This is a genomic window from Microbulbifer maximicatervae (SeqCode) (assembly GCF_052467825.1).
Genome location: NZ_CP174327.1, coordinates 733,197 through 758,350, shown reverse-complemented (window position 1 = coordinate 758,350; position 25,154 = coordinate 733,197). Strand labels below are relative to the sequence as shown.

General features: G+C 49.6%; 25 protein-coding genes. 7 read left to right on the top strand and 18 right to left on the bottom strand.

What is annotated here, in order from left to right:
• Nucleotides 1-30 precede the first annotated feature (30 nt).
• A complete protein-coding gene (locus ACJJII_RS03320; protein ID WP_444918273.1) occupies nt 31-1,911 on the top strand; it encodes a phytase in 1,881 nt (626 codons plus the stop codon).
• On the opposite strand, the gene ACJJII_RS03315 is transcribed toward ACJJII_RS03320, so the two are convergent.
• The 6 genes from ACJJII_RS03315 to ACJJII_RS03290 form a co-directional block, all read right to left on the bottom strand.
• Nucleotides 1,889-2,326: a VanZ family protein gene (locus ACJJII_RS03315; protein ID WP_444918272.1), complete on the bottom strand. Its 438-nt coding sequence runs from the start codon at nt 2,324-2,326 to the stop codon at nt 1,889-1,891. The two genes, ACJJII_RS03320 and ACJJII_RS03315, sit on opposite strands and share 23 nt — an antisense overlap.
• Nucleotides 2,327-2,426: 100 nt before the next feature.
• The gene (locus ACJJII_RS03310) at nt 2,427-2,846 is read right to left on the bottom strand and encodes a hypothetical protein (RefSeq protein ID WP_444918271.1); all 420 of its coding nucleotides are present in this window, start codon (nt 2,844-2,846) and stop codon (nt 2,427-2,429) included.
• Nucleotides 2,847-2,920: 74 nt separating this feature from the next.
• Nucleotides 2,921-3,631 (bottom strand): outer membrane beta-barrel protein, encoded by a 711-nt coding sequence (locus ACJJII_RS03305; RefSeq protein ID WP_444918270.1) that lies wholly within the window; start codon nt 3,629-3,631, stop codon nt 2,921-2,923.
• Nucleotides 3,632-3,848: 217 nt separating this feature from the next.
• Nucleotides 3,849-4,559: an outer membrane beta-barrel protein gene (locus ACJJII_RS03300; RefSeq protein ID WP_444918269.1), complete on the bottom strand. Its 711-nt coding sequence runs from the start codon at nt 4,557-4,559 to the stop codon at nt 3,849-3,851.
• Between the two features lie 142 nt (nt 4,560-4,701).
• Nucleotides 4,702-5,367: a replication protein P gene (locus ACJJII_RS03295; protein WP_444918268.1), complete on the bottom strand. Its 666-nt coding sequence runs from the start codon at nt 5,365-5,367 to the stop codon at nt 4,702-4,704.
• Complete coding sequence (locus ACJJII_RS03290; RefSeq protein WP_108734619.1) at nt 5,279-6,586, bottom strand: DnaT-like ssDNA-binding domain-containing protein; 1,308 nt, start codon at nt 6,584-6,586, stop codon at nt 5,279-5,281. Before ACJJII_RS03290 ends, ACJJII_RS03295 begins: the two co-directional genes overlap by 89 nt.
• A gap of 200 nt (nt 6,587-6,786) precedes the next feature.
• On the opposite strand from ACJJII_RS03290, the gene ACJJII_RS03285 reads away from it, so the two are divergent.
• From ACJJII_RS03285 to gbpA, 4 genes are all read left to right on the top strand, one after another.
• Nucleotides 6,787-9,030 carry a heavy metal translocating P-type ATPase gene (locus tag ACJJII_RS03285; RefSeq protein WP_444918267.1) on the top strand — a complete coding sequence of 748 codons (2,244 nt, stop codon included), beginning with the start codon at nt 6,787-6,789 and terminating at the stop codon, nt 9,028-9,030.
• Nucleotides 9,031-9,399, top strand: coding sequence for a cupredoxin domain-containing protein (locus tag ACJJII_RS03280; RefSeq protein ID WP_444918266.1), 369 nt, complete (start codon nt 9,031-9,033; stop codon nt 9,397-9,399). It abuts the gene before it with no gap.
• A 155-nt stretch (nt 9,400-9,554) separates the two neighbouring features.
• Nucleotides 9,555-10,382: a DUF417 family protein gene (locus ACJJII_RS03275; protein WP_444918265.1), complete on the top strand. Its 828-nt coding sequence runs from the start codon at nt 9,555-9,557 to the stop codon at nt 10,380-10,382.
• Between the two features lie 785 nt (nt 10,383-11,167).
• Complete coding sequence (gbpA, locus tag ACJJII_RS03270; RefSeq protein ID WP_444918264.1) at nt 11,168-12,838, top strand: N-acetylglucosamine-binding protein GbpA; 1,671 nt, start codon at nt 11,168-11,170, stop codon at nt 12,836-12,838.
• An 89-nt stretch (nt 12,839-12,927) separates the two neighbouring features.
• Here gbpA and ACJJII_RS03265 read toward each other — a convergent pair whose 3' ends face one another.
• Entirely contained in the window at nt 12,928-13,539 is a 612-nt protein-coding gene (locus ACJJII_RS03265; protein WP_444918263.1) for a TetR/AcrR family transcriptional regulator, read from the bottom strand.
• Nucleotides 13,540-13,673: 134 nt separating this feature from the next.
• Here ACJJII_RS03265 and ACJJII_RS03260 point away from each other — a divergent pair, with 134 nt between their 5' ends.
• On the top strand, nt 13,674-14,744 hold the full coding sequence (locus ACJJII_RS03260) for an MBL fold metallo-hydrolase (protein ID WP_444918262.1): 1,071 nt from the start codon (nt 13,674-13,676) through the stop codon (nt 14,742-14,744).
• 114 nt (nt 14,745-14,858) lie between these two features.
• Here ACJJII_RS03260 and ACJJII_RS03255 read toward each other — a convergent pair whose 3' ends face one another.
• The 9 genes from ACJJII_RS03255 to ACJJII_RS03215 form a co-directional block, all read right to left on the bottom strand.
• On the bottom strand, nt 14,859-15,368 hold the full coding sequence (locus tag ACJJII_RS03255) for a DinB family protein (RefSeq protein WP_444918261.1): 510 nt from the start codon (nt 15,366-15,368) through the stop codon (nt 14,859-14,861).
• A 49-nt stretch (nt 15,369-15,417) separates the two neighbouring features.
• Nucleotides 15,418-15,981, bottom strand: a complete 564-nt coding sequence (locus tag ACJJII_RS03250; protein WP_444918260.1) for a tetratricopeptide repeat protein — start codon at nt 15,979-15,981, stop codon at nt 15,418-15,420.
• A gap of 51 nt (nt 15,982-16,032) precedes the next feature.
• A complete protein-coding gene (locus ACJJII_RS03245) occupies nt 16,033-16,383 on the bottom strand; it encodes an alpha/beta hydrolase-fold protein (RefSeq protein WP_444918259.1) in 351 nt (116 codons plus the stop codon).
• Nucleotides 16,384-16,836: 453 nt separating this feature from the next.
• The gene (locus tag ACJJII_RS03240; RefSeq protein ID WP_444918258.1) at nt 16,837-17,583 is read right to left on the bottom strand and encodes a copper resistance protein B; all 747 of its coding nucleotides are present in this window, start codon (nt 17,581-17,583) and stop codon (nt 16,837-16,839) included.
• Nucleotides 17,576-19,366: a copper resistance system multicopper oxidase gene (locus ACJJII_RS03235; RefSeq protein ID WP_444918257.1), complete on the bottom strand. Its 1,791-nt coding sequence runs from the start codon at nt 19,364-19,366 to the stop codon at nt 17,576-17,578. The genes ACJJII_RS03240 and ACJJII_RS03235 overlap by 8 nt, the downstream gene beginning before the upstream one ends.
• 11 nt (nt 19,367-19,377) lie before the next feature.
• Nucleotides 19,378-19,866, bottom strand: coding sequence for a DUF411 domain-containing protein (locus ACJJII_RS03230; RefSeq protein ID WP_444918256.1), 489 nt, complete (start codon nt 19,864-19,866; stop codon nt 19,378-19,380).
• 108 nt (nt 19,867-19,974) lie between these two features.
• Entirely contained in the window at nt 19,975-20,322 is a 348-nt protein-coding gene (locus ACJJII_RS03225; protein WP_444918255.1) for a hypothetical protein, read from the bottom strand.
• An 82-nt stretch (nt 20,323-20,404) separates the two neighbouring features.
• Nucleotides 20,405-21,202, bottom strand: coding sequence for an oxygen-binding di-iron domain-containing protein (locus tag ACJJII_RS03220; protein WP_282931167.1), 798 nt, complete (start codon nt 21,200-21,202; stop codon nt 20,405-20,407).
• Between the two features lie 13 nt (nt 21,203-21,215).
• Nucleotides 21,216-21,659 carry a pseudoazurin gene (locus ACJJII_RS03215; protein WP_282931168.1) on the bottom strand — a complete coding sequence of 148 codons (444 nt, stop codon included), beginning with the start codon at nt 21,657-21,659 and terminating at the stop codon, nt 21,216-21,218.
• A gap of 261 nt (nt 21,660-21,920) precedes the next feature.
• Here ACJJII_RS03215 and radA point away from each other — a divergent pair, with 261 nt between their 5' ends.
• Nucleotides 21,921-23,315, top strand: a complete 1,395-nt coding sequence (radA, locus tag ACJJII_RS03210; protein ID WP_444896030.1) for a DNA repair protein RadA — start codon at nt 21,921-21,923, stop codon at nt 23,313-23,315.
• 82 nt (nt 23,316-23,397) lie between these two features.
• On the opposite strand, the gene ACJJII_RS03205 is transcribed toward radA, so the two are convergent.
• Both ACJJII_RS03205 and ACJJII_RS03200 read right to left on the bottom strand, forming a co-directional pair.
• Nucleotides 23,398-24,504: a YHYH protein gene (locus ACJJII_RS03205; protein ID WP_444918254.1), complete on the bottom strand. Its 1,107-nt coding sequence runs from the start codon at nt 24,502-24,504 to the stop codon at nt 23,398-23,400.
• Nucleotides 24,505-24,556: 52 nt separating this feature from the next.
• Nucleotides 24,557-24,811 (bottom strand): hypothetical protein, encoded by a 255-nt coding sequence (locus ACJJII_RS03200; RefSeq protein WP_413663408.1) that lies wholly within the window; start codon nt 24,809-24,811, stop codon nt 24,557-24,559.
• Nucleotides 24,812-25,154 lie beyond the last annotated feature (343 nt).

Here is a 25,154-nt window from a genome sequence, read left to right as displayed (position 1 = left end):
GTTACCGGTAAGTCCTAAGCAGGTTTTATTATGCGTTTTTCAATAGTGGGTGTTTTGTCCTGCCTTATATTACTCGGATGTGATCTTGAAAAGGATAGTCAAAGATTATCTTCACAAAAGATCATCTCTTTAAAGGGTGTGATAGCTGAACAGATTCAGCTGGTCAGTTTCTCTGAGCAGCAATACTTGTTGCTATCCAGTAAAGATAAGGGGCTATTGCTTGTAGATGAGTCCGCAGAAATACAAATTCAAAAGGATGGCAGAGTAGAGGCACTTGCCATTCAGCCAAGGGAAGATGGCAACTACCTGGTGGCCGCTTACGAAGAGCAGGAAGCGCAATTACATCTTTATCAATTATTTACTGATCTAAACGATGATTTGCAGCTTCAACTTTTAGGAAAGCTTGAGAGTGCCAAGCCTGTGAGCGCACTCTGCTTTTCTCTACAAGCAGGAAGAGATCACCTGTTTGCCATTGGAGAGGACGGACGGGGGTTTGAGTACCTGCTTTCTCCCAGTGATGAGCACTGGGACTTTACCGAGATCCGCCCAATATATTTGGGGGAGGAGGTTAATAGTTGTAGCGTGGATAACCGTCGGGGGCGATTACTGGTATCACAGCCGCCTGTAGGGATATTGGCATTGAATGCCGATGCAGAGCGAGATGAGGAGCGTGAGCTTTTAATCTCGGCGAAACAGCTCGGTGATGATTTCGGCAGCTTGCGACTGGGTTATCAGCAGGACCAAACCTGGATTGCTGTGAAACAGGGAGTACAGGTTTTCGACTTGTCAGGAAGTGGTAGGCCCGACCAGTCTTGGACATTGCCTGCAGAAAGTCCTGCCTCTATTGCAGTTTTTGGTGATAGGTTGGCCGTGTTAAATGATAAGCAGAGTGAAATAACCTATTTCCCGATAAATACCAAGCTGACCAGCGTTACAGATAATCCGCTTGAGATTATTCCCACTGTTGCCGCCAGGGGACAAACTGACCCCGTTCACTCTTATGGGGATGCTGCTGATGATCCCGCTATTTGGGTGAACTCTCATTCGCCGGCAAACAGCCTGATTTTTGCTACAGATAAAAAAAAGGGGCTCAATATCTATCATCTATCAGGCGGCTTAAAACAGCACTTTCCGGTAGGCAGGGTTAATAATGTTGATATCCGTAAAATTTCCCACCCTAATATTGATGCGATTGCCGTTGCCTCCAATCGTACTAACCCCGGTTTGGATCTATTTTCTATTAGTACAATGGGCGAGGTGGAGTATCTTGGGTATCGGGGTATAGGGCTTCATGATCCCTATGGCTTGTGCCTGCAACAGGACGATAGTGGGCTTTATGCCTGGGTTTCTGACAAGCAGGCCAGCTTGCATCAGCTCAAAATCAATGTCTCTGAATCCTCCAATGAGTTTGAGATTGAGCAGGGTATCCAGTTTGATGACTATGGACAGGTTGAAGGCTGTGTTGTGGATGACCAGTTCGGAACCCTGTTTTTTGCTGAGGAAGACCGGGGGATTTGGCGGCTGGACCTAAAGTCCTTATCGGAGGCCTCTCCAGAGTTGGTGGCAGAAGTGGATGGTGAAAAGCTGGTGGCAGATATAGAGGGATTGGCACTTTATCAGGATGGCGACAAGGGCTATCTAGTGATATCCAGTCAAGGTAATGATAGCTATGCACTATTCAGCCGCAGTGGGAATGAATTTATTACCCATTTTCGGGTTGGTATGAATCCCCAGCTAGGTGTGGATGGCAGTTCGGAGACCGATGGTTTGGCCGTTACCAGTTCAGCTTTGGGTGCGGAATATCCTCAAGGTTTATTAGTTGTTCAGGATGGGCGCAACCGAATGCCCAGCGCAGCCCAGAATTTTAAATTGGTTGATTGGAGGGATATCAATCGTCTGTTGTCTCACTAGCGGTATTGGGGTTTTCAGGCTGGCTTAAATTGTTAATATTGCGGGCTCTCTGAACCAGGTAAACCAGAGAGCTCGCAAGTATCACTCCAACGATATCGGCGGCCAGATCAAGTAAGTCAAAAGTCCTTGAGCGAACAAATGCCTGGCTTATCTCTTCAATCAGGGCAAAGCCAAGCACTGCGATAGCACCATAGTAAATTCTAATAAAGCCGAGCTTAAAATAAGTGGCGCGGGTGGCAGGTATCAGGATAAGGCCAAAAGTACCAAACAAGGCGACATGGCCTAGTTTATCGCCATAGGGGATAGTACGGACAAGGTCAAAAAATATACTACTCGATCCGGTATTGGCTAGATAGATAATCCAAAGAATAAAAAGAAAAAACAGTAGGGCTGAAGCCTTGAGAAATCTTGGCATAATACTTATTGATACAGTTTTGTTTAATCTTGTGAAGTCTAGATGTTGATTTTATCTATATCTTATGAGAGGGGAAAGAGAGGCCTTAAAAAGCTGTGAGTTAACCAGATTGTGATGGCTCAGTATCAATTATTTTTGACTTGCAGTCTTCACATAGATAGACGATTCCCCTCAGATCTTGCCACCTGCATCCGCTGGTATATTCACAGCGCCGCATCTTGTTATTGCAATTACTGCAGATAGGGGGGTTGTTAATTTTCTTCTGTTCCAGTTGCCAGTTAAGACCGTATAAAGTAAGTATAACCCCAAAGGTAATGGCCATTAAAAGTTCGTCATATCGTTGAGCGTTACCCGAAAGAAAAGCTGAAATAATAAGTATTATAGTGAAAAATAATAGTGAAAATGTTTTAATTGATTTATATTCATCTTTTAATCGACTTTCAAATTCTATTTTTGCTCTATAGTCTTCACTGTATTCTTTTATATCTTTTGCTTGTAGGTTTTTTTTCTTATTTTTCATTTTTTTATTGTTTGAATCGGTGAGCTGATAGCTGTTTTTTTAGGAATAATTAATGTTGAACCTTCCTTACTTTATCAAAAGTTAATACTCCACCCCATGGTGATAGCTTCACTATCTATTTCATCCAGAAACGTATCGCCCCCAATTTTTGAAAACTGTTCCCACTCTATCCGTAGGCTCCATTTGCCCCTATAGCTATAGTTAACACCAGCACCATATGCCCAGTGGAATCCATTGCTGCTATCGTTTAATTCACCTCTGACTGGAGTTAATTGTTCTACTAAACTGCCATCTTCAAGCTGGTATAGGATAAAAACTTCACCCTTCTGAATCTCATTGGTTTCCGCGTACCAGATGCCGGTGCCAAGCTTCCCGAATAAGCTAAATGACTCTCCCAGGGGAAGATACGCCAGGGAAAATATATTGAAAAGCTGGCTGTTAAAATCAGAGAAATAGTTTAAATATTCACCATCCCCATATGAGATATGGGTATCCAGCTGGTACTTATTGAAATTTTGATAGCTGGCTTCAATTGCCAGGTAAGGTGTCCATCGAATTCCTGCAAATAGTTTCCAGGCGTTATTTTTATCATCACACAGACTAAGATCCACTTGATCTAAGCTGGCGCTAATTTGTTGAACTCGCTTTTCTGCTTCGCTACACAAGTTATTGGCATGCTGGTTACCGAAAGAAATACCAGCATATTTGTGTGAGTAGAAATCGGCGCAAGCAAGGGCTGGTAAGGAAAGTAGAAAAATAATGAATAGGGGGCTAAAGCGGTTCATGGCTTGACCTTGTTTAGCTTATATGGGGGACCGCTGAAGCTGATTTTAGAATGAAATTTGATTAAGGCAACCACCAAAATAATAACGTCTTTTAGATTGGTCGAAGGTAGGACCTACTCTATTAACTGGATTTGGCGCCTAAAGGTAGAGTTCCCAGTAATAGTGCGCGGGAACTCTATTTAATTTGTATAAAGTTATAGGTGTCAATTAACAAAATTCAAAAAAGCCGCCCTAAACCCAGTGATAGTGTTTCTGCATTGAAGTCTACTCCAGTGGGATCCAGTTTCTCCCACTCCAGTCTCCAAATCCAGTGATTCCTATAGACATAATTCATACCGACCCCAACTCCCCAGTGAGGGCCTTTGTGGTTTTGGGACTTGTCTTTATCGAACGTCTGAAGTTGTGCCGTGAATTGTCCATTGGATAATTGCTGGGGGATATAAAATTGAGCGGATTGTTGCTCTGATAATTTCCCTCTCCAAGCTCCAGTCCCGACTCTGGCAAACATATTTATATTGGAGTTAACAGGATAAAAACCCAATAAAAAGGCGGTCAATAAATGTGTTTCAACCTGGTATGCAGCCTTTGCATACTCTCCATTTTCATTATTGGTATAAAAGCTGCTTTGCGCAGCTGAAGGTTTTAGATAGCTGATTTCAAGGGCGAGGTATCTGTTCCAGCGCAAGCCGCCATAAAACTTAATCGTACTGCCGCTACTGTTACAATGAAAGCGTCCGTCTGTAGATCCTTGAGGAATCTGTGATTTTATCCGGGGGTTTGCAGATGAGCAAAATTGAGGATAAGAGGTTTCACCGAGGGTAGCCCCAATATATTTCCTGTTGGCAAAGTCAGCGCTGGTATTTGTAGCGAAAGTGAATATAAGGCTGGAAAACAAACTTGTTTTTACGGTGGTCTTAAAATTATTCATGATCTGTCCTGTGCTTTGTTTATTTTTATTTCAAGCACAGTAAAGCTAGATCAGGGCTTTTACTTCACAAGTCATTGGCGTGAGGGCCTTTAGGTATCAGGCCCTGTATTCAAAGTCAGAGTAAGCAGTTGGCTGTTAATTTCTAAATACCAAGCTTTGCCCGCATCTCTGAGAGTCTTTTCGAATTTTCTTCCTTGGAAAGTGGAGAGCCTGGGTTTTCTTCCAGCTTTAATTGCTCTGGAGCGGTTAGTTTTTCTCCCCCCAGGACTCGTTCACATATTTTTCGATAGTGCTCAGCAAAGACCGGGTAGGCGATAGACTCGGGGTTATTGGCAAGAAAAAACCAGTTGGATTCCCGCCCTGCGTGATAGATCGCTAAGTGGCTCCAGTTGTAATTGGTTTTGGGGCTGGGGGCATTGCAGGCTTCGCGATAGGCGGCGCGTGCTTCCGGTAAACCATTCTCCCCAGCGGCGCACAGCTGCAGCATTTTATGTACGGTGGGCAGGTACTCGCTGTGCAGGATCGCTCGCTTGGCACCCTGCATAATATCCTGGGGAGCGAAAGCAAGCAGGGCCTCCAGCCAGAGGCGTTTGGCGTGGTGAAGGGTTTCAGTGTCTGGAAACGCTGCGCTGAACTGATTGTGATAATTCAGTTTAAACAGCGCAAATACTTCATTGATTGCGCGCTTCTTTTCGTTCAGCAGTTCCTGGCCCTGTTCACTACCAGTTTGTGTCTGTGAGTATGTCGCCGATTGACCGGTCGCGGGTGCGCTGGTTGGTGTTGTTGTGGGAGTCTTGTGGATTGCCATAAGAGTTTCCTATTGCCAGTTTATTGCGCTCCGCCCACTGGTGGCGCGCGTGACGCACAAATACGGCGTCCCAGCTTTTACGTGCGGCATTTTGACCGCGCCAGTAAATAATAAATTCCGGAACCAGGGATAGAGCAAAGTCGCGATCTATCTCGCATTGGTTCATCAAATGACTCAGGCAGTCACCACTGGGCTGCCAGTTGCGGGAGATGGGTTTGGCCACCGGGTTTTTCTCGATACCCTGGCAGTAATAGGCCCACTCTTCCCGCGCATACTCGATAAACAGTTCACCCCAGCGGGCACTGTGGCCACCGCGCTCGGTCCATTTATAAATGAATTCCGGCAGCAATTCGGCAGCAAAGCGCGGATTGATGGCCAGGCGCTGTAACTGCTCCCAGGTGTGCTCGCTGGGCTGCCAGTCGCGGGACATAGCAGTGGGCTTGCGCTTTTCGATAAATGGCGTGTCCTGCTTTTCCCAGTCTTCCATAATCCAGTCATTGAACTCCAAATCCCAGGAAATGGACTGCTTGCCACTGGAGCGGTGGTAATCGAGAAAGCGCTGTAGGCCGCGACCGACAAAAGTGCTGGGGACTCCCTCGTCCGCCAGCTTGCGCAGGGTCTCATCGCTGGGTTGCCAGCCGTTGGGCAGTGGCTGTTTGCGCTGAGCAGTTGCTCGAAAAGCCTCCCATTTGCTTTTAACCTGACGCAAGAACAGGGAGCCAAAGGAGTGGCGGGGCTCGGCGCGCTCGCGCCAGTAAGTGACAAACTCCGGCAATTGCTCCCTTACAAAGTGCTCGGGAATACCCAGTTGGGCGATACGCGCCATGGTTTCACTATCCGGCTGCCAACTGGGGGCAATAGTGTTGGCATTGCGGTTGGATGGGGTAGGGGGTGTTGCCACCGGGCGCTTGTACTCACCGGGCAGGGCGAACTTCAGAATCTCACTACTGCCGAATGGTGCCGCCCCCAGCAGAAGGGCACCCTGGTTGCGCAAGCTGGTGGCTACCCGCTGGATATCCGCTGCCTGCCAGAAGGGCAGCAGCAGATATAGCTGCTCCCCCTCGGCGGTATACCAATCCCGACCTCCGTAGGGCTCCAGGGGAAGGAATGGAGCCAAGTCGCCAAGTGCAGTGAGCAGCACAGCTTCCTCCAGGCCGACAGTGGCAGCCAGAGAAGGAGAGATACTCAGGGGTCTTTCGGGAAGCAGGGGATGTGTCATGGCGCGATAATAACATTCCGTCGCATCGCATGCGCGATCATTGGCGAATCCTCAGCCTTTTCCTGCCCCTGGTGCCAGCCACTAAGCTGAAGGATGAATTGACTGCGAAATTTCGGTAGACGGTGCGATGCGAACTGTTGCCTTCCCCTAGCGGTAAGGTTGTAACTTTGTCGCTGTAATTGGTGTTGCGGGAGAGCAAGATGACGAAGGAGCAACAATCTGCGCCAACGGTGTTCCGTTTGAGTGGAGTCAATTGTGCCGGTTGTATCAACAAAATTGAGACTGCGGTTAAGACCGTAGCCGGGGTGACTGATGCCCGGGTAAACCTGTCCGATAAAACCCTGTCAGTATACGGCCCGGCAGAGGCTGAATCCTGTATCGAAGCCGTTCGAAGCGCGGGCTACGGCGCTGAACTCCTGCGAAGTAGTGAACGAGAGCAGCGCGCGGAACAGCGGGAGCAGACACAGCGGCACTATCGCCAGCAGTTGTGGCGCTCGGCATTTGCTCTGGGCGTGGGCGTGCCAATGATGGCCTGGGGGCTGATCACCGACAAGGTATCGGTGAATACCCCGGCGGAGCAGCTGGCCTGGGGTGTCATGGGGCTGATTACCCTGGCGGTGCTGGTCTTCTGTGGCGGCAACTTCTTCAGTGGTGCCTGGAAGGCACTGCGTCACCACAATGCCACTATGGATACGCTGGTGGCCCTGGGCACGGGAACGGCCTGGCTCTTTTCCATGATCGTGGTACTGGTTCCCCATCTCTTACCGGAAGCGGCACGACATGTGTACTTCGAGGCCAGTGCCATGATTATTGGCCTGATCAGCCTCGGTCAGGCACTGGAGATTCGGGCGCGCGGGCGCACCAGTGCAGCAGTGGAGAAGTTGTTGGAGCTCCAGGATACATCCGCGCGGGTATTGAGAGACGGCCGAGAGGTGGATCTCCCTATCGAGCAGGTGCAGCAGGGAGACCAGCTGCGCGTCCGCCCCGGCGAGAAAATTCCGGTGGATGGCACTGTGCTTGAAGGGCGCAGCCTGGTAGATGAATCCATGCTCACTGGGGAACCAGTGCCGGTGAAAAAGGCGGAGGGTGACAGCCTCGCCGCCGGCACCCTGAATAAAAATGGCAGCCTGTTGTTTCGCGCAGATAAAGTGGGTTCCGACACCCGTCTCGCGCAGATTATCGAGATGGTAAAGAATGCCCAGAGCTCCCGGGTACCTATCGCGCGTTTGGCGGACAAGATTTCCGGCATCTTTGTGCCAGTGGTGATGATTATTGCCCTGGTGGCCGCACTGGTTTGGTTCAACTTGGGCCCCGATCCTCGGGTTGCCCATATGTTAGTAGTACTGACTTCGGTGCTGATTATCGCCTGTCCCTGTGCCTTGGGTTTGGCGACTCCCATGTCGGTTATGGTGGGGGTCGGCAAAGGTGCCGAGTACGGTGTACTGGTGCGCAACGGCAAGGCCCTGCAACAATCCTGCACTCTGGATGTCCTGGTTGTGGATAAAACCGGGACTCTCACCGAGGGTTCTCCGCGTCTAACGGATATTGATAGTGATGGCGACAGCGATGAACTGCTGCGCTTGGTGGCGAGCCTGGAGCAGGGCTCAGAGCACCCCTTGGCCGAAGCCATAGTGACGGCAGCTCACGATAAAAACCTTGAATTGCAGTCTCCAGCCAACTTTGAAGCCATCACAGCTCACGGTGTGAGTGGTGATATTGGTGGCAGTCGCGTGCTGTTGGGGAATACCAAGTTAATGCAAAAGGAAGCCATTTCCCTGGATGTCTGGAGTGAGCGGGCAGCCAAATTGGCCGAGGTGGGGCGCACGGTGATGTACGCCGCCGTGGACGGCAAGTTGCGGGGGATTATTGCTGTAGCCGATCCGATTCGCGCTGATGCGCAAGCTGCAATCGAGCGACTGAGCAAACTGGGTTTACGCATTGAAATGCTTACCGGGGACAATCACGGCAGTGCCGAAGCGGTTGCCCGGCAGCTGGGTATCGATCGAGTTCACGCAGAGCTATTGCCGGAAGATAAAGAGGGGATCGTCGCTGAATTGCAAAAAAAAGGTGAGCGAGTGGGTATGGTGGGTGACGGGATTAACGATGCCCCGGCCCTGGCGCGGGCCGATGTAGGCTTTGCGATAGGTGCCGGTACCGACGTTGCTATTGAGAGCGCCGATGTCACCCTGATGCGTTCCTCCCTGCACGGGGTTGCCAATGCCGTGGAGTTGTCCCGGGCCACTTTGCACAATATCAAGCAAAACCTGTTTGGCGCATTTATTTATAACACTCTGGGTATTCCCATCGCCGCCGGTGTCCTCTACCCGATTACGGGTATGTTACTGAGCCCCATTGTTGCCGGTGGTGCTATGGCGCTTTCCTCCCTGACGGTGGTCAGTAATGCCAACCGCCTGCGCTTCTTTAAACCATCGGAGGCTCGCTAAATGGCTGAAGTTCTCGTAAATATCGTCGGTGTGCTGATGATTCTGGCTGTTATCTGGTGGTTTTGGTTGGGGCCAAAAAGAAGTGCCAGCAAGGCGACGCCGAGTTCGGATAATTTACAAATTCTGGTTAAGGATGGAGTTTACGAACCGGATCTTATCCGTCTGTCCGCCGGTCGCACAGCGACTTTGCATTTTCACCGGGAGGACCCAAGTCCCTGCTCCGAGTGGGTATTGTTTCCAGACTTGGAAGTCAGCGCTCAGCTTGCCCTGAATCAGGATACCTTGGTGGAAATACCAAAAGCCGAGCCGGGTGAATACCCGTTCAACTGCCAGATGCAAATGTATCGGGGCACATTGATACTGGAGTAACAGTAAATGTGCATCTCTATGGGGGTGTAATAATTCCCCGGGCCAAGACGACATAGATTTAACCAATACTCCAAGCCGCCTCTCACCCGTATGGAGAGAGGTGGCTCTGGTCAGGCTGGTGACTAAGCTCTAATTTGTTAAGAGGTCGTCAACAAATGTCATTTTTCCTTCGAAAACTCCCCTTTGCCCTGGTGGCCATCGCCTTTGCGTTCATTGCGGTGGCACTTTTTTCCGGCCAATGGGGTGGTATCAAACGCGTATTTGAGTTCTACGGTGTCACTAATGAGGAGGTGCTTTCCTCTATACGTTTAATGACCGCCATTATTTTTTCAGCCGCTGCTATTTTGGGGGTGCTCGCCCTTCGCTTTGAGCGGGTTGTTAAGCCCCTGGCAATCCTTCTGATTTTAATATCACTAGTGCCCCTATTGAGCCTTCTTGGCAGCGGCCATTGGATCGACTCCCTGGGCGGTTTTCCGGCAATTGGCTCGGGACAGGGGATTATTAAGTACTTTGCCTTGTTAACCCTGGGGGTCACCTGGTTGTATCGGGATTCGCTGAGCCCACTAAAGCTTATATGGCTCAATTATTTCCCTGTCGGTTTAGTGTTACTCTGGATTGGTGGGATGAAATTCACAGCCCTTGAGGCTGAGGGGATTGAAGGCCTGGTAAGCACTTCGCCGCTGATGTCGTGGCTATACAGTTTATTTAGCGTGCAAATGGCCTCAAATCTTATCGGTATATATGACTTGATTGCGTTGGCTATCCTCGCCTTGGGTATTTATATCCGGCAGCTATTTTGGCCGGGGCTATTGCTTTGTGCTGCGGTATTTATAACAACCCAGACCTTCCTCTACTCCTACCCGGGTAGCTGGGTAGCCCCCTGGCAACTTAGCTCCAGCGGCATTTTTATTATTAAAGATCTGTGGTTTATCGCAAATCTGATATTAATCCTGGGCTTTAGAAACTCCATGATTAAATCTTAAAACTGATGGGGTCAAAGAGTTGCTCTGAGGCCCCCAAAATGCCAGCTTTGATACATTGGGAATACTATTTGTAAGTTATCGAAAGGTGGCATTTTCTGTGGACTCAGGGATATCTGGCCGGTATGAATTCAGTGAAGTGAAAGCTTTAAAAAACTAATATTTTTAATTTTCATTGGAAAACCCTCTGCCAGATTAGTTACAGAAGAAGTATTGGCCGTTGTTTTCTAGGTTTTTCCTGTTTCTATTTTGTCGTGGGTGCACCGTGTTTTTTTGCCGGTAAGTGATAGGTGGAGTTAGTTAGGGTTTCATATTGAGTTTCGGGAGGGCTTAAGTGTGAAATTCATAGTTCTTCCATATTTTGTTTTTATATTTTTATAAGCGGTATATTCGGATTTATACTTGACTGCCCTTGCTGGAATAAAATACCACTAAATGTCGCTTTTATTGATGTTATGTTGCATTAATTACCCGAAATTATGGTCTTATTTTTTGTTTTAGGTTGTCATTTTTCTATTTTGTAAGAAATTATTTTGTCATTATTTATGTTTTTATTTTTGTGTTTGTATGGAACTTTTAATGGGATGGTATTTATTAAAAATTAGACTTATCTTTCGGTGACACGCTGAAAGTTGTTTGTTTAAATTATAAAAATAATAGGAACCGTGCCAATTAGTGGTGGTCCATAACTCTGTCGCTAGCGTTGCAGGATTTACATCCTCTAAAAGTAAAAATTTGTGTTCAGCTGGGGAAGGAAGTTGAGCGCAAAGTAATAAATGAGCAGAGATATGATTCTACGTAAGAAAAAATTAGCATCCGTATTTAAACAACCGATAGTCAATCGCACATTAATGGCATTGGTATTAGCCGGTGCCAGTTCTAATGCTTTTAGTCATGGTTATGTTGAGGCCGCTGACGGTGGTGTAGCTTCTGCGCGTGGTACCCTGTGTAAATACGCATTAGATACCGGTGAAATGAACTTGAATTGCGGTGCAGTTCAGTGGGAACCACAGAGTATAGAAGGTCCTGAAGGCTTTCCCGATAGCGGCCCTGCCGATGGGCAAATTGCCAGTGGAGGAAGCAGTGCCTGGTCTGAGCTTAATGAACAGACATCTGATCGCTGGGTAAAAAATTATATTAGCTCCGGTTGGCAAACCTTCAAATGGTACTTCACCGCCAACCATGTAACTCGTGATTGGAAATACTATATTACTAAAGAAGATTGGAATCCGAATTCAGTCTTGACTCGCGATCAATTTGATCTCGACCCATTCTGTGAGATAGATGGCAATTATGAACAGCCAGATGTAAATACAACTCACGAGTGTCAGGTGCCAGATCGCGAGGGCTATCATGTAATTCTGGCTGTTTGGGATGTGGGTGATACGGTTAACGCTTTCTACAATGTTATCGATGTAGAATTCGATGGCGATAATGTCACTAATACCGAATGGAGCGCTGCAGGTACCATCAATCCGACGCAGGACTTGAACGTTGGCGATAAAGTATATACCCGCGTATTTGATGGCTCAGGTGAAAACTCGTCTTACAGCACTGTTTTGGAAATTGCCTCCGAAGAGCAGGGCATCGCTGAAAACTGGTCACACGATTTGGCTGAGTTGATTAATGCAGAGCAGACCGATATCCGCGCCGGTGATTTCGATGGTGATAACAGCTTTGAGCCTCTGTACGGTATCAACCGCATTTATCTAAAAGATGGCAGTGGCCTGGAAAATGTCGAGATCGGTTACGATTTGAGCGAAGAAGAGCCCAACTATGAAGTAACGGTAAGTGGCCTTGAAAGTGAATACACAATTACAGGCGGTGCTATTTCTCTAGACTTGGCTCTCAGTGCTACGGGAGATGTCAGCGTTGAGGTTACAGTGGTAAATCATGGCGGTGATACTCTAGCAAGCTATAGCAATAACATTGATGATGGTGATACTGCCAGTACTAGCTTGACTCTCTCAGAGACTGTAGCAGGGCACCATATGGTTGTAGTGGTGGTAAAAGATCGCGATGGCAACATGGTTGATCAAAATACCCTGAACTTCTATCTGGTTGAAGATACCTCAGATGATGATTCCTCTAATGGGGATGACGATACTTCCAATGGGGATGATGACTCCTCGAACGGCGATGACGATAGCTCCAACGGCGATGACGATAGCTCCAACGGCGATGACGACACCTCCAATGGAGACGATGATACTTCGAACGGAGATGATGATAACTCCAATGACGATGACCAATCTTCAAGTGATCAGGATTATGATTATGTCTTCCCTAGGGGTCATAGAAACTATGCCGCGGGCACCAAAGTCCTGGGTCGTGACGGTAATGTCTACGAGTGTAAGGACTCTGCTTACTCCCACTACTGTAAGGAAGTAAAAAGAGGTGCAATACAGTTCGAGCCAGGTGTTGGTGGGAACTGGGAGATACTTTGGGAAAGACTTTAATTTATTCCCGATAAAATAAAAAAGGCCCCTTTTGGGGCCTTTTTTGTTGGTAAATTAGTAGGTGAAAAATGGCCTCTTAGGGCAGCGATTCAAGCCTGGTAATAACTTAAAAACATCGCAGCGGTGCGCTCGGCCAGTGCCTCTTGCTCGGCGGAGCTCGGTGGGCCAGAGAGTTGAAGTAACTGAGGCCAGTAGCAACCGCCCTTAATCAGGTTGTGAATCTGCCCATTGGCGACCTCTATGTCGAGAGACTTTAGTCGCCCATCAGCTACGGCAGATTTGATCCAGCGCTGCACCCCGGTTTCATGGGCCTTATATTTTTCCATTTCCTTCTGTAGTGCATCCGGCTGGTGGAAGAAGTAGTCGAAGGCCATGCGGTTAAGCTCAATATACTGCGGGTTGCAGATCGTTTTTATTTCCTGCTCTAACAGTGTGCGGAGTTGTGATTGCATATCACTATCCGGGTTGTAGTCACAACCGGAGGGCTGGGTGGCCTGCTGCCAGAGTTCACCGATCAAATACATCACCAAGGCTTCTTTACTGGAGAAGTGGTTGTACACGGTGCGTTTTGATACCTGTGCTCGGGCTGCCAGCTCGTCCATACTCGTGCCCTGCACTCCCAGCTCCTGAAAAGCCTGCTTGGCGGCATCAATAATAGCTTGGCGTTTCAGCTCACTTCTGGTTGGTTTCTTTTCAGTCATGGGTATCTCTGTGAAATCTGGGCCGGAGGGTTCCTTTACCGGCGAGTTACTTCTTACGCAAATTTTACACTATATAGTTTACTTTTATATAGTTAGTTTATACACTGCACTGTATAGTTTACATGGTAAGTGAAATGAAGAAGCGCTGGTGGATTCTGGCAGGAGTGATTGTTATGTCGGTAAGTCTCTTTGGTAGCTGTGCAAATCAACCCGAGAAGTTCCGCAACAGTGATACGGACTACAAAGTCAGTAGTGGCGGTATAGTTGAGATGATCGGCGCCTACATCAAGGCGGATCGTGCAGCCCCAGCACCGGTGAAGCCAATTCCATTGCGGCAGATTCCCGCTGCAGAGCTGGCTGCCCCAGTCGCTGAGAGTGCCGTATATCGCCTCGGGCACTCCACAGTACTGATTCGAATGGATGATCAGTATGTTTTGACAGATCCGGTATTTAGCAAGCGGGCATCCCCGGTTCAGTGGATGGGCCCGAAGCGCTTTCATCCATTGCCCATAGAGATTCGAGACTTGCCTTCGATTAAAGCGGTCGTTATCAGCCATGATCACTACGATCATTTAGACAAAAATAGTATTCGCGCACTCAAGGATAAAGTAGAGCAATTTATCGTTCCTACCGGGGTGGGAAGTCGTTTGCGTAACTGGGGAATTCCGGCCGAAAAAATTGAGGAGTTGGCCTGGTGGGAATCGTTTGCCTTGGGCAGTTTGCACTTTACCGCAACCCCGGCTCAACATTTTTCCGGGCGTGGACTAACGGATAAAGACTCAACATTGTGGGCCAGCTGGGTAATTGAAGGGCGCGAGGGCCGTATATTCTTTAGCGGTGACAGTGGCTATTTTAGTGGCTTCCGTGAAATTGGTGAGCGATTTGGTCCGTTCGACCTGACACTGATGGAAACGGGTGCTTACAACAAGCTTTGGAGTTCAGTTCATATGATGCCCGAAGAGAGTGTACAGGCACATCTCGAACTCGGAGGGCGAGCAATGTTACCTATCCACAATAGTACTTTTGATCTTGCTCTACACGATTGGTATGAACCCCTGGAGCGCGCTCAGACGGCAGCCAAAGATCAGGGTGTCACTTTGGTGACGCCTATCATTGGAGAGGCTGTTCGCCTGCAATCTCCCACCACAACAAAGGCCTGGTGGAAAGATGAGATGGTTACGGATTTACGCCTGGTGAGTGAGTAGAGAGGTTCTGTGAATTTGCTATTAGTAGCTGGGTGCTGCTGGATTTAGATATCGATATGTTTTCTGTGGGCGAGCTGGAAATTAAAGCCGGCTCGCTTTAGTGCATAGCGTTTTTTATTCGGTAATAGCAGCTGCCATCCGTCTCTCAGGCTCAACTTCATGTAGAAAGCGGGTAAAAGTATCTTTTGGCCTTTCCAGGCCTTTCGAAGATAACGTTCGCGATGCCATTCCTCGATGATTGCTGCCATGGGTCAATAAATGCACGAAAATTTCGTAGATTGATAGTTGCCCAGGATCCCCGTCCGTAAAATGAAAATTAATTACTCTCTCAAGATCGGATAAAGTTGCTGTTTGAGAGAAGTTGATTAGCCAGGAATCATTGTTATTCATTCTATCTCTTAGTTCTGGAATCGTAGGTGTCTCAATGGTGTTATCTGAAGAAAACAGCTCCTGTGTTTCGGTAATGCGGCTTATAAATAGGCTGTCGACCACCGCAGTATGATTGAGTATACGGATAAAGAAGCTCGCATCTTCCTTGGGTAGAAGATGAAGTTGCTTTTCGCCAGCTGATAATAGCTCTAAGTTGGCCCATTTTTTATATTGAAAAGCATTGGTGAAATCCATATATATTTATCTCCTTTTATTTTTAGTAAATACAATTTTTAATTGTATGCTAGTTGAGCTTGAGTTCTGCTAGTTGCCGATTTATCGCCGCCGTTTTACTTTTATCCTGATTGCGAGAAATTTCTAGTGCTTTCTTCAAAACATCAGAAGCCTCTGAAATTTCATCATTCTTTTGTAACGCCTGGGCCAAACTTTGGTGGGCATCAATAGAGTTTGGCCGATATCCCACCCATCGCCTTGCGACATTGATGGCTTCTTGGAAGCGACCATCCTTTAGTAACAAATTGGTGATATAGCTTAATTTGTTAACATTTCTCCAACGTGTAGCCCTAGGTAAAATAGGAAAGCCATATTTCTGTGAGAGTGATTGGTAGAAATGATCGATATTTTGTAAGGCGTCACCAGGCTGGGATATCAACTCTCGATAATTTGCGGACCATTCTTCGTGGGGATAATTAAGCTCAATAGCCGATAACGCGGCTTTTATAAAGGCACCGTAATGGTTTTCATTGTTAATAATTTCTATTTTTAGTTTGAGGTTCTCTTTTGCGTAAGGAGAAAGTTTGGTGTTAATTTGACTTAATATTTTTTCATAGCGCTTATCTTTATGCATGTCACTGTCAGCCATGGCGAAATAAAAAGCACTGATCTTGTTTGATGAAGTCTACATACTTTTGGTTATTTCATCAATAAAAATACTCTCTGAAGTGGGCCCCATACCAAATATATCGGCTGCAGATAAAAAGAAGTAAGACTGAAACAATCCAGGTTTGTTAGTTAGGGCGTAGAGAGGAAAGATACTGCTAGTTGAGACACCAACAATCATCCTGTTGTTGAGGGCGCGGTAATTACTTTCTAAATATGGGAATAGTTCTTCAGTTAGAAATTTACTATAGGTCTCAGGGTTTCCCTGGGCGCTAAATTTCTCCTCACCGGTATGCTTCCACATTCCATGTAGGTAGGTTTCCGGCTCATCACCGCCATCATTAAGACTGATTACAATACTTTCCGGCATGCGTTCTACGCCACTTAGATGCTTTACTACCCCGGTTTAGGCATGGAAAAATTCTTTGCCGTGAGTGCCATTAATAAAGATAACCGGGTATCTATGCTGCTCTGATGCTTGGTGGAACGTTTGCGGTAAATATATGTTGATTGGTATTTCACGACTCAAGATTCTGGATGAGAAAAGAATTTCATCGCCATAACTCAGGTGTTTGGTCGTGTTAACAGAAGAGTGGCTCTGTGGGCTTTCAGCTTTTGCTGATAGGCCCACACACAGTAGGGAAACTGCGACTAACAGTATTCGGGGGAAAACCATATCACCGGCATCCTTGCTGAATTTAAATATTTTTTAAAAGGCGATTAAGATCTATTAGATGCTATGACAGATTGAGGAGGCGGTAAAGTTAGTTACAGCTGATGCGAAGTGGTACAACTTGTATAGGTATAAAAATTTGGATTTTTTTTAAAACCAAGCTCTAAACCCCAGTACCCATACGGTTGAGTCCACATCCTCACCTTCTTCACGGGCGAAATCAGCGGCATTGCCCACTTCCCGTTCATAGTGGATGCCAATATAGGGTGAGAATTTCCTGGTGACTTTATACATGAGTCGAAAGCCAACCTCTGCTTCTGACAGGCCGGAGCCACTGCCTCGGGCCTCATCGTTCTGTCCAAAAAAATTCAGCTCGATACGTGGAACCAGGTTCCAGTCCTGTGCCAACTTTATTTCATATTCACCTTCCAGGCGGAATGCAGTACTGCCATGTTCCCCATAGAAAAATACCGCATCCATTTCGAATTTGTAGGGAGACTCTCCAGTGATACCCACAGCAGCCCAATTTCGGCTGGTAGTTTCCAAATGGAAATCGTGGCGAATTCCAATTAGGAAATTCCAGTTTGCTGAAATTGCCCGGCTATAGAGTGCCCAGAGCTCATTTTTTTCAGTTTCCCCACTGCTACGCTCATAGTCGACTTCGGCAACAAACTTATTTTGCTCTCCGCCATAACTGAAGTCTCCCTCGATTTCTCCGCCGTTATCACCTCGCAGTTCCACATAGTCGAGGCTGACTTCAGCCATGGGTTCTTCACCGTTACCCTCGCCAGAGGACTGGTAGCTATGGTGTTGATTCTTAGGTTCTGACTGCCCGTAGCTGGCCTGGGCAGCAAGTATCCATAGTGCTGCTGTTATCCCTGAAACATTCTTAAACAATGCGCACCTCCCGATACATACCGGGCCTCTGGTAAAGCATTTGACTGTGTAGAGCCCAGCGGCCATAGGTGTCGGCGCTGACCAAGTAACTGATGCTTGATCCGGGCTGCGTGATCACCGTGTGCTTGCGGGGTAAATACTCTCCGTCGCCGGTTTCCAGCTCACTCCAAAAACCGTGTAAGTGCATGGGCTGGGGAAGCGTAGTGTCATTGACCAGGGTAATGCGCAGGCGCTCCTGGTGCCGAAATAATAATGGGCTGGCATCGCGAAAATTTTCACCATTTATTGACCAGAGATAGCGCTCATAATTGCCGGTCAGGTGTAACTGTAATTCCCGCTGTGGCTCCCGTTCATCCTGGGTGGGTTCACTGCTGCGCAAGTCGCTGTAAGTCAGTACACGGCGGTTATAACGATGTTTATGGTTTCTGAGTCCTACACCGGGGTCGGAGATGCCGTTTGCTGGCGTCAGCGCGCGGTGATCCACCCTGAATCCGGATTCACTTGGCTGGTGAATAATAGGGCTATTACTACCGAGCCCCGCTGCAGCGAGGTTTCCGTAAAACCATCCCCCCTCAGTTGCATCGGGCAAATCGGAATGTTTTTCGGTATGAGCAGTCTGGGTTGTTTTAAAGTGTGTGTCTGTCTCTTCGGTTTTTCTCGCCAGTCCCAGATCTTGCAGGGTGAGCACTGGGCGGTGATCCATCGCGGGAATCTCTGCACTCACACGTATATCACTTGTCAGTGTGCCTCGCGCATAGCCACTGCGGTCCATGGACTGCGCAAATATACTGTAGGCTTGTTCACTCTCTGGCTCGACAATTACGTCATAGGTTTCGCCGCTGACAATACGAATTTCATCGACGCTAACGGGCTCGACATTTTGTCCATCGGCCGCCACTACCTTCATTTTCAGGCCGGGGATACGCAGGTCGAATAAGGTCATCGAAGCTGCGTTAATTAATCGCAGGCGAATTCTCTCACCAGGTTTAAATAATGCAGTCCAATTGGTATCGGGTGTATGCCCGTTAATCAGGTAGGTGTAAGTCTCGCCTGTGACCTGGGAGATATTGCGGTCGGAAAGCTGTTTCCAGTTCCATTGATGCCGGTCCCGCCAGGTTCGTGCGACACCTTTTGTTCGCACTTCACGCCATAAATCTGTAGCCGTGCGCTGTTGCCGGTTGTAGTAGTCCGGGTCTTTTTTTAAATGGGCATAAATAGTTTGGGGAGATTCATCGCTCCAATCGGATAGGACAACAACATAATCCCGCTCGTAAGAAAATGGTTCTGGAGATATCGGATCAATGACTATTGCCCCAATTAGCCCCCGCTGTTGTTGAAACCCGGATTGGCTGTGATACCAATAAGTACCACTTTGGCGCACAGGGAATCGGTAGCGAAATGTTTGCCCAGGTCGAATGCCGCTAAAGCTCAACCCCGGTTCGCCGTCCATATCGCTGGGTACCCTAACACCGTGCCAGTGTAGGGAGGATTTGTCGGGTAATTGGTTATGGACCTTCAGGGTGACAGTTTCCCCTTCCCGCCAGCGCAAAATGGGGCCCGGTAGACTGCCATTAATGGTCAGGGCTTGTCGTTCGCGCCCGGTAAGATTTACCTGGCGGTAACCGATGGATAAATCAAAGTGGTTACCGCGCAGGGTTGTTGTCGAAGCTGTTGGCGAGTTTGGGCGCGAACTGTGGGGTAACCCCAGCAGCAGGGCTCCCGCTCCGAGACCTGTGACGAAAGTACGCCTTGATACGGCGTCGGTGCGGAAGCTCTCTGCCATCGATGTCCCTTTTAAAACTGCTCCTGTGCCGTATTGATTTCGGCGTAAATTTCGCTGCTGCCATCTTTGTTAAGCAGCATTACCTGATAGGGCGTAAAACGGTCGCCCACTTCCATACCGGGGCTGCCCAGGGGCATACCTGGCACTGCGAGGCCAATGGCATTTTGCGGTGGATTCTGCAAGAAACGCTGTATCAGCTTTGCCGGTACATGCCCTTCAAAAACATAGCCCTGTTCTGACACTGTGGTGTGGCAGGATTGGTAGCGCGGAGAGATATGGTGCTGCTTTTTCACGCCGTTAAGGTCTTCGACATCCTTTGCTACGACGTCAAAGCCACTTTGTTGGGCATGCTCAACCCAAATTTTACAGCAGCCGCAGGTGGCAGATTTGTAAGTAGTCAGGCTCACAGATTCCTTTTGGGGGTCTGGAGATTCGGCACAGGCACTTAATGCCAGGGTTGTGAGTAGCGCAGCAATAGCGATCAAAATTGAACGGTTCATATGAACTCCGATGATGAGATTTAGGACGCACACAGGCGTGCGAGTATTTATAAAAAATATTTGGAGTAAAACCGGGGAGTGCGCGTATGCCTAGGCATACGGGGCCCGTTAAGTGCGGAATATGGGTGGGCGTAGTGCCATTTCCGGATCTGGAGAGGAATTAAATTCCCGGTAGGCAGTTACAAGTAGATTGCGGTTGTATACAAGGATTTTATATTGAGTGTTTACCGCAGAGCTGGTGCCTGGCCCTGCACAGCAGCTGCATTCAGCCGTGCAACTGGAGGGATGGCTGTCGCTGCAGTTCTCAAGGGTTGCCTCGTCGCAGTGGGTTTTTTCTTCTGCGGGGATAGATGCCGCTGGGGATTCGTGTGTTTCCGCACAGGATGACGCAACTGCCTGGCCGCCGAAGGCCAGTAGCAGTGTGAGCAAAAATAGGCGGAAGATCCCAGTGTGCATGGCGGTATTCAGAAAACAAGCCAGCCCGCAGTGTATGGGCTGGCCTCTGCCGGTGCAACTTTCCCGCTTGCGGGATGGCGGGTTAAGAGCGGCTCAGGGGTAGGCGGAAGTCCTGATGTCGCAACAGGTCCGGCCCACATTCGAGGCGCTCGAGCCAGCCCAGGAAGCGCTCTTTGACATCGCCTGAGGCAAAGTAACCGCCGTGCTGGGGCACAATCATTGCGGGGTTGAGCTCCCGAATCATCTTGGCCCAGAGACGACAGGTCCAGTTCCCGCCCATATAGCGGCGGTGGAACCCTTCCATCGACGGCAGATGTTCATCGAAATCTTTGACTTCGCCCTCTTCTCCACCGAGTGAGGCACCGATATCGCCGGAAAATAATATGCGGCTGACCGGATCATAAAAACTGAAGTTGCCACAGGAGTGCATAAAGTGCGCTGGCAGCGCCCAGATCTCACTGTCGCTGAAGGGGATAATTTCTCCCTTATCGTCCAGAGGCATGATGCGTTCCTGCCAGCGCTCAGCACCGGCACGCGAGGCGACAAAGCCGGAAACCAGGTGTGGCAAAAACCGCGACCACAGTTTCGACACCGCTACCTTACAGCGCGAATGCAGCATCCAGCGCGGCAGCGAGGCGATAATATCCGGATCCTGGTGCGAGGCCAGGATCAGGTCCAGTTCGCTCAGGTTCAAATGGCGGCTGAGCTCAATGGTGAGGTGTGTGTAAGTCAGATCGCCGCCGGGATCGATAAGCGCCCCTTTGGTGCCGCGGCGAATAACAAATTGATTGGCCTGTACCCCATCGCTGCCATTCTGCTCTTTAACCAAATCGCCGAACCGCGCAACCAGGTGGTGACCTTTTTCAAATAGGATGTCCACGCCGCGACTCCTCTTATTGGACTTGGCCGAGGTACTGAGTGAGCCTCTCCTTATTCATGGCGATGGTGGCATTCATGCCTTCGGCATGCTTCTTGGCTTCTTCCAAGTTGGTTGCCTTACCTACCTGAATTACCCCAACCATACCCAGCGGCAGGTGTGGGTCGCACTGGTATACGTAGACACCTTCCTGATTCAAAGTGACAGTCACCTTTTCTCCCATGCTGCCATTCCAGGTAGCGCCCTCGGCAGGGGACAAAACTGAGTGAGTGTTGTGGGCCGCATCAGTGGGCAGGAAGGTGACAGAATCCCCCGGCGCTACCGCGAGAAATGCCGGTTCAAAAGTCATCATGCCGTCCTTGCCCTGGTTCAGCATCTTAACTTCGTGATCCGCAGCCAGGGCGGAGGTCGAGGCCATGGCGAGCGCCAGAATCGCGCCGCGAAGAGTAATAGACGACATACTTACTTCCTGTTCGATGGTTAGTCAGTGTTGTTCAGCGCCTCCCCATTAGTGGGTAGAGGCAGCGGCGGATGTTATCTCGGAGGGGGCTGGGTGAATTGATCTAGATCAATCGCGTAGATAGACCAATTAGAAGGAGAAGATGCCAATAGAAGGGATCCGTGTAGGAGAGTCATTTTAGACCGCTGAGCACCACCCGCCTCGGCCGGATAAGGGGTAAACTGTGCGCCGATCAATTCTGTGACTTTTCGGGAGAGTGCTTTGGCCACAAAACGTAAAACTGCCTACGTGTGTAATGAATGCGGCGCTGACTACACCAAATGGGCAGGGCAGTGTAGTGCTTGTGGCACTTGGAATAGCCTATCGGAAGTACGCCTGGGACCGGATCACAAAGACAGTCGCGCAGCGAATTTTACCGATGCACAAAGTGGTTACGCCGGTTCCGCCGGTGCTGGCAAAGTACAAAAACTATCGGAAATCGACCTCAGTGAATTGCCGCGTATTCCCACTACGGCCTCGGAACTGGATCGAGTGCTGGGCGGCGGGCTGGTGCCTGGCTCCGTCGTATTGATCGGCGGCCATCCCGGTGCGGGTAAATCCACTGTTTTACTCCAGACCTTGTGCCATCTCGCCACTTCAATGCCGGCGCTATATATCACCGGCGAGGAATCTCTCCAGCAGGTTGCTATGCGCGCTAAGCGCTTGGGGCTGCCCACGGATTCTCTGCAATTGCTCAGTGAAACCGATGTGGAGCGTATTTGCCTGGCGGCCAAGGAAGTGAATCCTCGGGTTATGGTAGTGGACTCGATTCAGGTGATGCACATGAGCGATGTTCAATCGGCACCCGGCTCTGTGGCACAGGTGCGCGAGAGTGCGGCCTACCTGACCCGCTTTGCCAAGCAGACCGGCACGGCGCTCATTCTGGTGGGGCATGTCACCAAAGATGGCAGCCTCGCAGGCCCCAAGGTGCTGGAACATATTATCGACTGCTCCATTCTCCTCGAAGGCACCCACGACTCCCGCTTCCGCACATTGCGGGCGCATAAAAATCGCTTTGGGGCCGTCAATGAACTCGGCGTGTTTGCCATGACAGAGCAGGGCCTGAAAGAAGTATCCAATCCCTCAGCCATTTTCCTGCAAAGGGCTGAGGAGATCGCAGCCGGTTCTGTGGTGACCTCGGTGTGGGAGGGCACCCGGCCGCTGTTAGTAGAGTTGCAGGCCCTGGTGGACGATAGCAGTCTTGGCAACCCCCGCCGGGTAGCGGTGGGCCTTGACCAGAACCGCTTGAACATGCTGCTCGCTGTGTTGCATCGCCACGGTGGGGTCTTGGTGGGGGACCAGGATGTCTTTATCAATGTGGTCGGTGGGGTAAAGGTGATGGAAACCAGCGCCGACCTGACACTGTTATTGGCGGTAGTCTCCAGTTTCCGCAACCGTGTCCTGCCACGGGATCTGGTGGTATTCGGGGAAGTGGGGCTGTCAGGCGAGATTCGCCCGGTGCCCTCGGGCCAGGAGCGTTTGCGTGAGGCGGCCAAACACGGTTTCCGCAAAGCCATTGTGCCTGCAGCCAACCGTCTTAAGAACGATATCGAGGGAATGGAAATGCACTCGGTCAAAACCCTGGCGGAAGCGCTGGCGGTAATTGATATGAGCTGACACTCCAGTTGGGGACAGCTGTTTTGACAGGGGAATACCTTGCGTATTCCCCTGGAGATGTGAGTTTTCAGAGCCTCCTGCGCTAGGGGCGCCTAGTTGCTCCCTTGCGCTGGTTGTTACCGGGGCCCCGACGAAAATCCTCTGATGGAGTGCCCTTGTAACAGCGCGGGATAATGGGCCAATCCTCTGTTAGAAAATAGGCATAGGTGCCCTTGGGGAATTCCGGGGTGCGAACCATTCTGCCGTTGCACTCATCCAATGTGCCGGAGCCAGCCACATAGTGGTAATCATCCACAAAGGTACCATCGTAGTAGCCACCGGGTTCTTTACTGCCCTTGGGGCGTTTCCCGGGTTTCACCTGATAACTTGAAGTCATTGCCGCAATCCCGGATTTCGGTTCCCAACCATCGGCATAGGCGTACAGGGCATAAATGGGGAATCCATCGGCAGCCCAGCCAATCAGTGGCGAATGCCTTTCCTTAGATACTCCCAGGCGCTGTAATAAACCGGTGGGAATGCCGTGATAGTGATAGGCACCATTGGGCTGAACATGGGCGTAGTTACCGTCTACACCCAGCTGAATCGCACCGGATAAGGCTTCGTAGCGCCAGCGTCCGCGATTGCCCAGGTACCATTCCGCAGCGCTGGGGTCGAAAGGCACTCCGTTCAGTCCGATACCAAAATTCTGCAACGGAACCGGTGTAGATTGAGCAGCAATTTGGGGGATAGCCGGAACTCGGAAACGGTAGCGCTGCACCTCGATTTCATGGGGATTGCCGCGATTGGGGAAGGTACCAGTCTTATGCTCGGAAATACCGTTGGCCTCAATAACGCGCCAGGGTCCCTGGATACTGATACTTACTTCACTAAAGGTAATGGGCGCTTCGGTAGCGGGAACAGTGTGCTGCAGACCATCGGATTGCACCACTGTGTGTTTGCGAGCGGTGTGGCGTCCACCAGTGGCGCCCCCTCCTGTAGAGCGCGCAGTCGGTTTGCGCTCGGGAACACAAGCTAGGCCATGTGATTGGGGGTGGTTGCGGCAGCGACCACTGACTCGGCCATTGGGCAGTTCCATTGAGCAGCTGGCGCCACTGGACAGGTTTCGACAAGCCTCCAGGGCGCTATCGGGTACGTGAGCCAGCGAGAGAGGCGCAATACTGCAAAGCCCCACAAATAACCACTTCTTCATAATGACATCTCAAGATTTACAGTACCGCTGGCCGGTTGCGATTTATTGGGAGTTACTGTTCTTCATCTTCCATGGGGCGAGGGCCGCCTTTACCCTTGCCGCCGGCAGGTACACAGACCAGCTGCTCAATCTGCGGGGGCATACGGCAGGTGCCCTCCAATGTGCCTCTGGGTGTCTCGACAGTGCAGGCGTCTCCTTCAGCCAAGCTGCTGCAGGCATCAATCGCTTCCTGCGGAGGCTGGCGCGGCTGTGCAGATACATTTGTGGCCAGTAAGAGGGCTGCTACTGGGATAAATATTTTTTTCATCGTGTTCTCCTGTCGTAGGCACTTTGAGGGGAGTCCCTGGAGCCTCAACTTTGCTCATTGGGTTTTGACAGAGGTTATTGCTGTCGCCCGAAACTATAGACTCGGGAAATGGCGATTACCGCTCAGCGAAGGGCTGGCTTCTCGAATTGGCCTGGGACTGCCATCGAAAGTAGTCGAGGAATGAGTAAGTAATGTGGATAACTTGTAAAGAAGTGTGGGGCTGGAGAGCTCACTTTGCGACTAATGATCCAGAGATCTGACAGGCTCTAATTGATCAGTGGTGGAGGTGGGAATTAGGGGGATGAGTAAGTAGGAAAGGCTGGGTATTTAATCAGTCGTGACA

Excerpts from the sequence above, each read along its gene's own strand:
- ACJJII_RS03260 (WP_444918262.1), top strand. The coding sequence starts at position 13,674 with ATGAAGAAGCGCTGGTGGATTCTGGCAGGAGTGATTGTTATGTCGGTA.
- ACJJII_RS03245 (WP_444918259.1), bottom strand. The coding sequence starts at position 16,383 with ATGCCGGAAAGTATTGTAATCAGTCTTAATGATGGCGGTGATGAGCCG.
- ACJJII_RS03225 (WP_444918255.1), bottom strand. The coding sequence starts at position 20,322 with ATGCACACTGGGATCTTCCGCCTATTTTTGCTCACACTGCTACTGGCC.
- ACJJII_RS03320 (WP_444918273.1), top strand. The coding sequence starts at position 31 with ATGCGTTTTTCAATAGTGGGTGTTTTGTCCTGCCTTATATTACTCGGA.
- ACJJII_RS03235 (WP_444918257.1), bottom strand. The coding sequence starts at position 19,366 with ATGGCAGAGAGCTTCCGCACCGACGCCGTATCAAGGCGTACTTTCGTC.
- ACJJII_RS03265 (WP_444918263.1), bottom strand. The coding sequence starts at position 13,539 with ATGACTGAAAAGAAACCAACCAGAAGTGAGCTGAAACGCCAAGCTATT.
- ACJJII_RS03300 (WP_444918269.1), bottom strand. The coding sequence starts at position 4,559 with ATGAATAATTTTAAGACCACCGTAAAAACAAGTTTGTTTTCCAGCCTT.
- ACJJII_RS03215 (WP_282931168.1), bottom strand. The coding sequence starts at position 21,659 with ATGTCGTCTATTACTCTTCGCGGCGCGATTCTGGCGCTCGCCATGGCC.
- ACJJII_RS03285 (WP_444918267.1), top strand. The coding sequence starts at position 6,787 with ATGACGAAGGAGCAACAATCTGCGCCAACGGTGTTCCGTTTGAGTGGA.
- ACJJII_RS03310 (WP_444918271.1), bottom strand. The coding sequence starts at position 2,846 with ATGAAAAATAAGAAAAAAAACCTACAAGCAAAAGATATAAAAGAATAC.
- ACJJII_RS03255 (WP_444918261.1), bottom strand. The coding sequence starts at position 15,368 with ATGGATTTCACCAATGCTTTTCAATATAAAAAATGGGCCAACTTAGAG.
- ACJJII_RS03230 (WP_444918256.1), bottom strand. The coding sequence starts at position 19,866 with ATGAACCGTTCAATTTTGATCGCTATTGCTGCGCTACTCACAACCCTG.
- ACJJII_RS03250 (WP_444918260.1), bottom strand. The coding sequence starts at position 15,981 with ATGCATAAAGATAAGCGCTATGAAAAAATATTAAGTCAAATTAACACC.
- ACJJII_RS03305 (WP_444918270.1), bottom strand. The coding sequence starts at position 3,631 with ATGAACCGCTTTAGCCCCCTATTCATTATTTTTCTACTTTCCTTACCA.
- ACJJII_RS03290 (WP_108734619.1), bottom strand. The coding sequence starts at position 6,586 with ATGACACATCCCCTGCTTCCCGAAAGACCCCTGAGTATCTCTCCTTCT.
- gbpA (WP_444918264.1), top strand. The coding sequence starts at position 11,168 with ATGATTCTACGTAAGAAAAAATTAGCATCCGTATTTAAACAACCGATA.
- ACJJII_RS03295 (WP_444918268.1), bottom strand. The coding sequence starts at position 5,367 with ATGGCAATCCACAAGACTCCCACAACAACACCAACCAGCGCACCCGCG.
- ACJJII_RS03315 (WP_444918272.1), bottom strand. The coding sequence starts at position 2,326 with ATGCCAAGATTTCTCAAGGCTTCAGCCCTACTGTTTTTTCTTTTTATT.
- ACJJII_RS03200 (WP_413663408.1), bottom strand. The coding sequence starts at position 24,811 with ATGAAAAAAATATTTATCCCAGTAGCAGCCCTCTTACTGGCCACAAAT.
- ACJJII_RS03275 (WP_444918265.1), top strand. The coding sequence starts at position 9,555 with ATGTCATTTTTCCTTCGAAAACTCCCCTTTGCCCTGGTGGCCATCGCC.
- ACJJII_RS03280 (WP_444918266.1), top strand. The coding sequence starts at position 9,031 with ATGGCTGAAGTTCTCGTAAATATCGTCGGTGTGCTGATGATTCTGGCT.
- ACJJII_RS03205 (WP_444918254.1), bottom strand. The coding sequence starts at position 24,504 with ATGAAGAAGTGGTTATTTGTGGGGCTTTGCAGTATTGCGCCTCTCTCG.